The sequence below is a fragment of the Campylobacter aviculae genome, assembly GCF_005406215.1.
In the GTDB taxonomy this organism is placed as follows: Bacteria; Campylobacterota; Campylobacteria; order Campylobacterales; family Campylobacteraceae; genus Campylobacter_D; species Campylobacter_D aviculae.
The window spans coordinates 1-10,960 of the sequence record NZ_NXMA01000003.1; the positions used below are offsets into that span (position 1 = coordinate 1).

The 10,960-nt window shown below is 30.0% G+C and carries 13 protein-coding genes; 4 read left to right on the plus strand and 9 right to left on the minus strand.

Annotated elements, in window-relative coordinates:
- A partial coding sequence (locus tag CQA76_RS01725) for a Cj0814 family flagellar-dependent secreted protein (RefSeq protein ID WP_408608966.1) occupies window positions 1–602 on the plus strand: 602 nt, incomplete at its 5' end.
- On the opposite strand, the gene CQA76_RS01730 is transcribed toward CQA76_RS01725, so the two are convergent.
- Genes CQA76_RS01730 through CQA76_RS01745 form a run of 4 tightly spaced genes read right to left on the minus strand, consistent with a single transcriptional unit; the run spans window position 599 to window position 3,791 of the window.
- Complete coding sequence (locus tag CQA76_RS01730) at window positions 599–1,477, minus strand: RsmB/NOP family class I SAM-dependent RNA methyltransferase (RefSeq protein ID WP_137621730.1); 879 nt, start codon at window positions 1,475–1,477, stop codon at window positions 599–601. The genes CQA76_RS01725 and CQA76_RS01730 overlap by 4 nt on opposite strands.
- Complete coding sequence (gene ruvX, locus CQA76_RS01735) at window positions 1,467–1,847, minus strand: Holliday junction resolvase RuvX (protein WP_137621731.1); 381 nt, start codon at window positions 1,845–1,847, stop codon at window positions 1,467–1,469. Before ruvX ends, CQA76_RS01730 begins: the two co-directional genes overlap by 11 nt.
- Window positions 1,844–2,620, minus strand: a complete 777-nt coding sequence (locus tag CQA76_RS01740) for a DNA-processing protein DprA (RefSeq protein WP_137621880.1) — start codon at window positions 2,618–2,620, stop codon at window positions 1,844–1,846. The genes ruvX and CQA76_RS01740 overlap by 4 nt, the downstream gene beginning before the upstream one ends.
- Window positions 2,610–3,791, minus strand: a complete 1,182-nt coding sequence (locus CQA76_RS01745; RefSeq protein ID WP_137621732.1) for a divergent polysaccharide deacetylase family protein — start codon at window positions 3,789–3,791, stop codon at window positions 2,610–2,612. The genes CQA76_RS01740 and CQA76_RS01745 overlap by 11 nt, the downstream gene beginning before the upstream one ends.
- Before the next feature lie 199 nt (window positions 3,792–3,990).
- Here CQA76_RS01745 and CQA76_RS01750 point away from each other — a divergent pair, with 199 nt between their 5' ends.
- From CQA76_RS01750 to CQA76_RS01760, 3 genes are all read left to right on the plus strand, one after another.
- Complete coding sequence (locus tag CQA76_RS01750; RefSeq protein WP_137621733.1) at window positions 3,991–5,934, plus strand: RNB domain-containing ribonuclease; 1,944 nt, start codon at window positions 3,991–3,993, stop codon at window positions 5,932–5,934.
- Window positions 5,927–6,895 (plus strand): DNA polymerase III subunit delta, encoded by a 969-nt coding sequence (holA, locus tag CQA76_RS01755; protein WP_137621734.1) that lies wholly within the window; start codon window positions 5,927–5,929, stop codon window positions 6,893–6,895. The genes CQA76_RS01750 and holA overlap by 8 nt, the downstream gene beginning before the upstream one ends.
- A 196-nt stretch (window positions 6,896–7,091) precedes the next feature.
- Window positions 7,092–7,496 (plus strand): hypothetical protein, encoded by a 405-nt coding sequence (locus tag CQA76_RS01760; RefSeq protein ID WP_137621735.1) that lies wholly within the window; start codon window positions 7,092–7,094, stop codon window positions 7,494–7,496.
- Window positions 7,497–7,507: 11 nt separating this feature from the next.
- Here CQA76_RS01760 and hypA read toward each other — a convergent pair whose 3' ends face one another.
- The 5 genes from hypA to hypB are packed head-to-tail and all read right to left on the minus strand — an operon-like array spanning window position 7,508 to window position 10,915.
- Window positions 7,508–7,852, minus strand: coding sequence for a hydrogenase maturation nickel metallochaperone HypA (gene hypA, locus CQA76_RS01765; protein WP_137621736.1), 345 nt, complete (start codon window positions 7,850–7,852; stop codon window positions 7,508–7,510).
- Window positions 7,852–8,826, minus strand: a complete 975-nt coding sequence (hypE, locus tag CQA76_RS01770) for a hydrogenase expression/formation protein HypE (RefSeq protein WP_137621737.1) — start codon at window positions 8,824–8,826, stop codon at window positions 7,852–7,854. The genes hypA and hypE overlap by 1 nt, the downstream gene beginning before the upstream one ends.
- On the minus strand, window positions 8,823–9,914 hold the full coding sequence (gene hypD, locus CQA76_RS01775; protein ID WP_137621738.1) for a hydrogenase formation protein HypD: 1,092 nt from the start codon (window positions 9,912–9,914) through the stop codon (window positions 8,823–8,825). The genes hypE and hypD overlap by 4 nt, the downstream gene beginning before the upstream one ends.
- Window positions 9,898–10,179 carry a HypC/HybG/HupF family hydrogenase formation chaperone gene (locus CQA76_RS01780; RefSeq protein WP_137621739.1) on the minus strand — a complete coding sequence of 94 codons (282 nt, stop codon included), beginning with the start codon at window positions 10,177–10,179 and terminating at the stop codon, window positions 9,898–9,900. Before CQA76_RS01780 ends, hypD begins: the two co-directional genes overlap by 17 nt.
- Window position 10,180: 1 nt before the next feature.
- A complete protein-coding gene (gene hypB, locus CQA76_RS01785; RefSeq protein ID WP_137621740.1) occupies window positions 10,181–10,915 on the minus strand; it encodes a hydrogenase nickel incorporation protein HypB in 735 nt (244 codons plus the stop codon).
- Between the last annotated feature and the right edge of the window lie 45 nt (window positions 10,916–10,960).

Consider the following 10,960-nt stretch of genomic DNA (forward strand, 5'->3'; position numbering starts at 1 on the left):
ATATTTACAAAACCTCTGATCAAATGAAAGAAGCTGAAAGTTTATATATACAATCTGGAGCTTCTATAGATGGCTTAAGTGGACATAGTTTTGGTTTATTCTTAGAAGAAATAAAAAATGTTTCTCAAGGAGAGGATTGGCAATTTAAACCTGATATGTCATTTTATCCAAAAAATGAAGATGGAACTTATACTAAAGAAGATTTATTTATGAGTTTTTTAAAATCTTATGGTAGCGGACAACCTGTTGAAAGTTTAAATACTACACTTAATCCAAAAGTAGAAACTTATAATATGGCTATGGCTAAGGAGAGTTTTAATAGTGATGGTATTTCCTTAGATGACATCATGACAGGCAAGGTTGATTTTGCAAGTTTATTAAAAGGCTATGCACAAGATGGTTGGCTTGACGCAGATATTTATGCAATGGAAAAAGGAGTTAAATGGCAGAATTCTGTTATAGGTTATGGTGGAGCTTGGTTTGATAATCAGTTTAATCAAGCAAAAGCTAGTGGCTGGAAAGCAAGTAGTGAAAGTATCAATTCTTATGTTGGATCTATAATGGATAGATTAAATAATCTCATAGGACAAACTAGGGTTTAAGATAATTTTCTAAGTTTAGCTATAAAAAATCCATCGTAATCTGAATTTGGAATAATTCTCTTGCATTTTGAAATTTCTTGAAAAGACTCACTTTGCGCATCTTTTGCTACAACATACTCTAAATTGATGTCTAAAATTTCAAGTTTAAATTCGCTTTTTAAGGCATTTTCTATGACTTCTTCATTTTCTTCTTTGGTAAATGTACAAGTGCTATAAACAAGCTCTCCGTCCACTTTTAAAGCCTTTAATGCAGAATGTAAAAGCTTTTTTTGCGTTTTAGCTATATTTTTTATTTCTTTATAACTTTTTTCTAAATCAAAACCCATTTTTGCAAAAGTCGAACAAGGGGCATCAAGTAAAATTTTATCAAATTTTAAAGGACATAAATTTCCTATTGTTTTACCATCTTTCATAAAGCATTTTGCATTTACTCCATAATTTTGAAGATTTTTTTGCAAAACAAAAAAACGATCCTTGCTAATTTCATTACAAGCTAAATAACCTGTATTTTGCATAAAATTAGCTAGATTAATGCTTTTGCCACCTGGAGCGGCACACATATCTAAAACACTTTCTCCCGCTTTTACGTCCAAATTTAAAGCACATAAATAAGAGGAATAATTTTGTATGTAAAATTTAAATTCATTAAAAGCTTTCATAGAGCTTAAAATATTTTTATCCTTAGCCTCAAACAAATAACAATATTCATTGATTTTTTTCCATTTTAAATGGGCGTTTAAAAAATCATTTTCTAATTCTTTAGCATTGCACCTTAAAGAATTTAAAAAGACACAAATATTTTTTTCCTTTTCAAAAGAATTTAAAATTTGAACAAATTCTTTTTCTGTATAAAGAGTTTTGATTTTAGAGAGCAAAATAATCCCTTATCATAATAAAAGCCGCCAAAGAATCCAATTTTCCATCTTTTTTTCGAGTATTGGCCCTTTGAAATTTCAAAGCCTCTTTGCTTGTTCCACTTTCATCTACATAGACTACTTCTTTTTCAAATTCAAGCAAAGAAACAAAATGTTGGATGCGTCTTTGCATTTCATCTTCGCTTGATCCTCCTTTTGGAATACCCACAATCAATAAAGAAATATCATATTCTTGTAAGATTTTTTTTATTTCTGTAGCGGCTTGATTGCGATTTTTTCTCATAACAGCATCAAGTGGAAGTGCTATTTTATCGATACAAAGCGCCACTCCAATACGCTTTAAACCCACATCCAATGCTAATGCTCTCATTTTAAAACTCTTATCAATAAACCCTCGATAGAAATTTTACCCTCAAGTTCATATTCATAGACTTTTTCGCCATAAAGTGCTAAGGCCTCATCAACACTGACCCCTTTTTTACAAAAATCCAAAAATTCATCTTGTTTATCTTCGCACACTTTTGCAAACTGGCCAACAAATTCTTTAAAATCATAAATTAATTCCGCTTTTTTCTCTTTCAAAAGTAAATTCGTCCCGCTACTTTCATTAATCCTATGAGGTAAAACGTATAAAGGTTTTTTTAATTCTAAAGCAAGTTTAGCACTTTGCATAGAGCCACTACTCATATCAGCTTGAGCAACGACTACAGCTTCACTTAAAGCGATGATCAAACGATTTCTAAGCAAAAAATCATATTTTTTAGGGATATAATTTTCTTCATATTCACTTAAAGCTAAGGCTTCTTGATACATTTGTTTGATAATTTTTTCATTGCTTTTTGGATAAATTTGATTCAAACCATTTGCAAAAATTCCTATCGTATAAGGCATAGCAGCGATACTTGCACTGATATCAACTCCTAAAGCCCCACCGCTTACAACACAAATTCCCGAATTTTTAAGCATATTTGCCAAAGAAAAAACGCAATTTTTTGTATAAACACTCATTTTTCTTGAGCCAATAATTGCAATTTTACGCTTCTTTAAAAGCTCTAAATTTCCTTTATAGTAAAGTTTTTTTGGAGGTTTTTTTAAGTCTTTAAAAAGGTCTAAAAAATCATCGCTTAAAATTTTACCTTCCATAAATTTCACTCAAATATACTAGTTCTACCTTATTAAGTAAATCTTTACTCTCTTGTAAAGCTTTTAAAGTATTTTTTCTTGGATGACCAATTGCAATGGCAAATCCTTTTTTCTGTGCTAATCTTACAGCACTTAAAAGCTGTTTTTTAACATAAGCTACATTATCTTCATTATCTAAAAACACATCCCTTTGTATATAAATCATACCCATTTCCTTAGAAACTTTTAATGCTTTAGAGTTTCCTATAGTTTTAGAATCCACGAAAAGTAAATTTTGATTTTTTAAAGCTTCATAAAGCTTTCTCATAGCCTTTTCGTTGCTCGTAAATAAACTTCCAGTGTGATTATTGATATATTTTAAATTTTTAAAATCTTTTTTAATCTGTGCGATTTTTTTAAAAATTCTTTCTTTGCTATCACTTGGATTTAAAGTATCAAGCTCTGGCTTGTTATAATGAATAGCTGCCAAAGGTAAATGCACCATATAAAAATTAAAATTAGAAGCTAATTTTGGAGTATTTGGATGATTCTTATCAGGTGGAAAAAAAGAAGGATTGAGTTTCAAATTTAAAGCTTTTAAACCTTTCACTTGACTCATACTAGACATATCATCTATAATAATGGCGAGTTTTGGTTGCTTGTTTGTTTTTTCTTTTTGAATCGGATCATATATAGTTAAATTTTTCTCATGATGATTAAAACTTAAATTTACATCATCATAACTTTGGTTTAAGTCATTTAGCCCAATTAAACTCACGTTTTGTTCTGTGGTAATATTTTGCTCTACAATACTTGTTGTATTTTGCTCTGTTATATTTTGTTCTACAATACTTATATTTTGTTCAGTAATATTTTTATCATCTTGAAAGCTTAAATTCGCATCAATAAGTTGTGCTTTTTGCTCTAAAATACTTAAAGAGTGATTATTGTCTTCTTGGATATAAGAATCGTCAAAAACATTAATTTCATCTTGTTTATTATCACTATTATCATCATAAAATAAAGTAGAATCATCTTGTTTTTTTTGCTCTATTGCAACATTATTGTTTATTTCCGGAGTATTAGAATTTTGATATTTAATTAGAATTCCTAAAGCTAATGCTATGCATAACAAGAAAAGAATCACGATAATCAAGATTCTTTGAATTTGGACTAATTTTTTCTTTGACAAGATATTTTCTTAAACTATTAAAATGAACATTAAAATATATTTTTATCTAAATTAGATACTATAAAAACTTTATGCATACACTCTACCTCTTGAAAATAAAAATTAAAAGGATAGTATTATAACAATTAAAGTATAAATTTCATATTTTTTTTATAAACTTTATGTAAAATTTCTAAAAACTTACCAAAAGCATATTTCAATGAAAGAATTTTTAAACAGCTTAAATTACGGAATCAGCATAAATCAAGTCAGTAATGAATTTAAACAAATCATCAGAGAACTTTTAGCAAATCAAATCATCAAAGAATACAAAAACAAATTTTATTTAAACAATGGTTTTACCTTTGGAATACTCGATATTTCAAGCAAAGGTACAGGATTTTTAGAATGTTTTGACGAAAGTTTTAAAAAAGATCTGCTTATTGAAAACAAAAACCTAAAAGGAGCTAATTATAAGGATATCGTCGCTGTTAAGCTTTTACCTATAAAGAAAAAACGACCTAGTGCTAAAGTTGTTTTGGTGCTAAAACGCGCTAATGAAACTTCGATAGTTATCACTAAAAGATACGGGGAAGCCATACTTGGTATGAATCTTAAAACTGGACTAAGCACGGCTTTAAAAGCCTCTCAAAAGTCTTTAAAGACTTTGCCTTTAGGAACAATCTTAAAAATAGAAAATGAAAATAACAATATTATAGAAGTTTTAGGACATATCGATGATGAAAGAGTGGATGAAAAAATTTCTCTTGCGCTTTTTAATAAAAATAGTGAATTCAGTGATACTTGCATTAAAGAAGCTTTGGCAAATGGCGATAGTGTTGATGCAAGTATGTATGAAAACCGGATCGATTTAAGATCTCTGCCTTTTTGCACCATAGATCCTATACACGCTAAAGATTTTGATGATGCGATCTATTTTGACGCACAAAAACAAGAAATTTATGTAGCTATTGCAGATGTTAGCGAATACGTTTATGCTTATAGTGCTATTGATAAAGAAGCTAGAAATCGTGGTTTTTCGATATATTTTCCACACATTGCCATTCCAATGCTACCCTATGCCTTGAGTGAAAATATTTGTTCTTTAAAGCCTTATGAAGATCGCTTAGTGTATTGTTTTAAAATCACATTAGATCATGAATACAATGTTATCAAAGAAGAACTTTTTGAAGGAATTATCAACTCAAAACGTCGCTTTCATTACGATGAAGTAGATGAGTTTTTATCAAAAAAACCAAATTTAGAACAACATAATTGGCTTTATGAACTTTTTAAAATCACTCAAAATTTACGTAAAAAACGTCTTAAAAACGCTTTTGAATTCCGAACTGAAGAATTAAGAATGACTTTAGATGAAAATTTAAGTCTAAAAAATACTCTTTTTGAAAAAGACACGCCATCTCATAATTTAATAGAAGATTGTATGCTCTTAGCCAACAAAGCAGCAGCTAAACTTTTAGGAGATATTGGAATTTTTAGAAATCATTTAAGTGCAGATACAAGAAAAATAAACAAACTTCTTGATGAACTTATAGAACTTGGAATCGATATCAAATTTAATCCCAATTTACCCGATCTTATACGCGACATCCAAACCTTAGCTGATGAGCTTAATTTAAGGGCGGAAGTGGATAAGCTCATCATTAAAGCACAAAAAAAAGCAGAATATTCAAGCCAAAATCAAGGTCATTTTGGCTTAGGATTTGATAAATACTCGCATTTTACTAGCCCTATTAGAAGATATTCCGATCTTATTTTACACCGCTTATTAAAAGCCAAACAAAAAAAAGACGAAAAGCTTTTTAATTACTTACTTTTAAACATACAAAGCACTTGTGAAAATTTAAGTACGCTTGAAAGAGAGGCCGATAAAGTCGCTTTTGATTTTATGGATAGAAAATTTGCAAGATGGGCTGCTAAAAATATAGGCAAACACTTTAAGGCTTTGATCACGCAAAATGATGGAGTTTGTATTGCTAAACTTGATGATAAAATCAAAGGGTCTGATATTATCCTTTATGATACCCATGCTAGTTTATTGCAAAGGGTTGAAATTCAAATCTTACAAGCAGATATTATTATGGCTAAAATTTATGCTAAAATCACTAAAAATTTAACCGAACTTGAGGTAAAAAATGTATAGAAAAGACTTGCAAATATTGCTTTCAAAAAATAATTTTCCAAATTTTTTCTTTCTTTATGGGATTGATAATTTTCAAAGTGAGCTTTACGCTAATTTTATAAAACAAAAATACAATTGTGATGAAATTTTAAAATTATTTTTTGAAGAATACAATTTTACTAGAGCAAGTGATTTTTTAAGTGGCGGATCACTTTTTAGTGAAAAAAAACTTTTAGAGATAAAAACAAATAAAAAAATTCCCACAAAAGAACTCAAAATTTTAGTCGAACTTTGTAAAAACAATCAAAATAATTTTTTATTATTAGAACTTTACGATGAAAACTCAAAACAAAGTGATATAGAAAAAATTTTCACAAATAACTTCGCACGCTTTTTCAAGCCAAACAATGCAAAAGAAGGTATAGAACTTTTAGCTATGAAAGCAAAAGAACTAAATATAGAAATCACTCAAAATGCCTTATTTACCTTGTTTTCTAATTTTGATGAAAACTTATACCTAGCAGCAAGTGAGCTTAATAAATTTTCAGATTTAAAAATCAGTGAAAAAGATATAGAACAATATTGTTATAGCTTAAATTCTGGAAACTTTGAAAATTTTTTTGAAAAAATCATAAAAAGAACAGATTTTCAAAATGAACTTGAAAGAATTTCAGAAAATTATAATGAAATCGCGTTACTTAATTATTTAAGCAGTGCTTTTTATCGCCTTTTTAAAATTGCTGTTTATGCTAAAATCAATGGTAAAGTCGATTTTAAAGAACTCTTAGGCTACACTCCACCTCCTATGGTAAGTCAAAATTTAAGCCAACAAGCCTTTAGTCTAAAACTCGAACAATATAAAGAAATTTTTAATCTTTTACTCAAAAGCGAGTATGAATTAAAAACGAATTCTAAACTAGCTAAAAAAGAATTTTTAATCTCAAATTTATTAGAACTTGCCAGAATTTTAAAAAATAATTAATCTATAAATTATAACTTTTTCGCCCCTCATATTGAAAAAAACGCTATACTACCCAAAAAGTTAAGGATAATAAGGAATTAAAATAGATTATAAGGAACGCGATGCTTTAATGAAAAATATTACAAGGTCTAAGTATATCTGCTGCTGTAAATGAAAATAACATATCTCATTGAACCTTTTATAAGAGCATTAGGTTATGACATTTTTAATCCTGATGTTGTTGATTCAAACTATATCATACCAAGGATTTATAACAGGTTTGCTTATTTTGACAGCGTCAATAAAAAGATTGTTATGTTATTTTAAAGATAGAAAGCCTTTTATTTTAATTCAAACATTAGGATTCGAGAAATACAAATATGATGATAACTGGCTTACCATATATGCCAATGAGAATCCTAGCATTAAATGTATTATTACTACAACCGATGGTATTTATTATCATTTTTTCACAGATTTTAAAGAAGAAGGACTTGGTAGAATTTGTGTAACGCTTTCCTTGAATACTCGTGAAAAACCTTTTGATTTTAGCAAAACAGAAGAGGCTGAAAAAGCTATTCTCATTAAAGAAATATTAGATCTAAAAATTTTACAAGAATAGCAGAAAAAATCTTACTCCATAACAAGTCTCATGAGGTGTAAATCCTCGCCTTGTGTGATCTTATACTCTATACTTTCGCACTTTGGACACTTAAAAACATTTTGTTCTAAGATACTGTTTTGACTACATTTTAAACATAAAATTTCAAGTGGAGCAAGTTCAATCAAAAGTTTTGCATTTTTACAAAATTGTGAATTTTCCTTAAAAGTTTCAAAACAACGCTTAAAAAGATCTACCTCAACTCCGCTTAAACGCCCGATATTGACATAAATTTCTTGTATATCTTTAGCATTATTAGCTAAAGCATTTTCTTCACAAAGATCGATTAAAGATTCCACTATGCTAAGTTCATGCATCAGCAAATTCTCGGCAAAAGCTCACCTTTTGGAGTCTCTAAAAAACGCTTAGCTCCAAAATAATTTTGCAAAATCACACGAGAGGCTTTTTCTTCTAAAACTTCCCCTATGATATTTGCATTTTTATTATATTTTCTTAAAATTTCTAAGGCTTTTTTCTCATCTTCTTTTTCCACACAAAGAACAAAAGTGCCTTCATTTGCGAGTTCATACGCCTCATAACCAAAAAGCTCACAAAGCCCTAATACCTCATCTTGTATGATAATTTTTTCTTCAAAAATTAAAAAATCATTTCCACTTTGTTTTGCCCATTCGTTTAAAACCGCACTCAAGCCCCCTCTAGTTGCATCACGCATAGCTACAACTTTTACATTATTTTCCAAAAGCTCTAAAACTTCTTCATTTAAAATCTTACAATCGCTTTTAATATTAGCTTCTAAATGATTTCTTTGAATCAAAACACTCGCGCCATGCCTACCTATATCTCCAGAAACCAACACGCTAAGCCCTGCTTTTATATTTTTAGTTTCTTTTTTATCAAGGATTTCTCCTAAAGCTGTTGTGTTGATGTAAATTTCATCACCCTTGCCTTTTGGCACCACTTTAGTATCACCACACACAACTAAAACTCCAGCTTTAGAACACTCTTTTTGTATGCTTTGTAAAATTTTATTGAGTTTTTCTATTTCAAAACCTTCTTCTAAAATAAAAGCTAAACTAAGGTACTTTGGTTTAGCTCCGACCATCAAAACATCATTGATAGAACCACAAACACAAAGTTTACCAATATTTATTTCATCATCTAAAAATATAGGATTTAAAACAAAAGAATCTGTGCTAAGGGCTAAATTTCCTAAAATTGCAGCATCATTTGCCGCATTTAAAATATCATTGTTAAAAATTTTAAAAATTTCACCCAAAAGCTCATTCATTTCTTCTCCGCCGCCGCCATGGGCTAAAGAAATATTTTTCATGCATTTACCTTTGAATATTTATAATAAGCCGCACACGCTCCTTCTCCTGAAACCATACAGCTTCCTATAGGACTTCTTGGGGTACAAGCTTTTCCAAAAACTTTACAATCATAAGGCTTAGCTAAACCTCTTAAAATTTGTCCACAAATACAAGCTTTACTTTCATTTTTGCTTGACACTGCACAATCAAATCGCTTGTTTGCATCAAAATTAGCAAATTCTTCCCTTAACTCCAAACCGCCATTTTTAATAATTCCTAAGCCACGGAATTCAAAATCACAAGATTTAAAATATTTTTTAACCAAATTTTGTGCTTTAATATTTCCTTCTTCACTCACGGCTCTTTTGTATTGATTATACACATCAAACGTACCTTTATTGATCTGTCTTACTATATTTAAAATACTTTCCATGATATCAACTGGCTCAAAACCACTCACAGCTATAGGGGTTTTAAACTTAGCCGCTATAGGTTTATAAATACCAAAACCTGTTATCACACTCACATGAGAAGGTCCTAAAAAAGCATTGATTTGCACATTTTCATCATTCATAATCGCTTCAATAGGTGCTGGAACGGTAATATGATTGATATGAAAAAAAACATTTTTTAAATTCAATTCCATCACTTTTTCGAGTAAAAGCGCGCTCATAGGTGTTGTCGTTTCAAAACCTATGGCAAAAAAAATGATATTTTTGCTTGGATTTTCCTTAGCGATTTCTAAAACTTCAAGTGGAGAATAAAGCGCTCTAACATCCGCTCCTTTCGCTCTTAAATCAATCAAAGAAAAATCACTTCCTGGCACCCTTAAAAGATCTCCTAAGGTACAAAAAATATTATCTTTCATTGAAGCCAGTTTTATAGCTACATCGATGCGATTTCTTGGCATAACACATACAGGGCAACCTGGACCATGGATGAAATTAATTTCTTGAGGCAAGATAGAAGGTAAGGCATATTTCATAATACTATGCGTATGCCCACCGCAAATCTCCATAATATTAATAGGGCTTTTAATCTCTTCTTCTATCAATTTTTTTAAGGCTAAAATGCTTTGCTTGTCTCTAAATTCATCGATGAAATTCATTTAAACCTAAATCCCCTTCATCGTTTTTTATTTCCCCATTATTCATTTTTTCTACAATTTCTTGATAGGTTTTTATGCTCTCTAAAGCTGCTTCTTTGTCGATTTTTTCCATAGCAACGCCCACATGGATCAAAACAAAATCTCCCTTTTGTAAAGGCTCATCAATCAAATCTAAATTCACTTTTCTTTTAACACCTAAAGTTTGCACAGTGGCATTATTTAACTCATCGATTTCTAAAATTTCAGACGGAATAGACAAGCACATTTTAAAAAAGCTCCTTTTTTAATTTCAAAAATTTATACCAAAGTTCCATATTACTTCCGTTTTTAGCATCCAAAACTATAATATCTGCTCTTGGACTCAATTCCTTAATAAGCTTAGTCGCTTCTTTAATATCGAAATCGAAATGATGCGCTAAATCTGCTTTTGTAATCAATACAACATCAGCCTTTTTAAACATCACTGGATATTTTTGTGGCTTATCACTTCCCTCAGTGACTGAAAGCAAAACAACATTTAAATGCTCACCCAAATCATAACTTGCAGGACAAACTAAATTACCCACATTTTCTATAAAAAGCAAATCCACATCATCAATTGCCAAATGATGTAAGGCATCATGCACCATAAAAGCATCTAAATGACAGCTTTGCCCTGTGGTAATCTGATACGCCTCACATCCTGCATTTTTAATTCTTTGTGCGTCATTATTAGTTTCTAAATCTCCCTCGATCACAGCAATTTTTAATTCATTTTTTAAAGCCTTGATGGTACTCTCTAAAAGAGTGGTTTTGCCACTCCCTGGAGAACTCATTAGATTGATACAAAGAGTGCGCGCTTCATTAAAATGGCTTCGATTATGCAGAGCTTGTTCATCATTTTTACTTAAAATTTTAGAAATCACCTCTATGGTTTTACTCTCTTTTAAACTCGGATTTTCATGATGATGCATAGAAGAATGTTCGTGAGAATTTATTGAGCAACCACAATCTTTACACATTTATACCCCTTATAAAATTTTTTAATCCATTGTATCCTTAAAAGT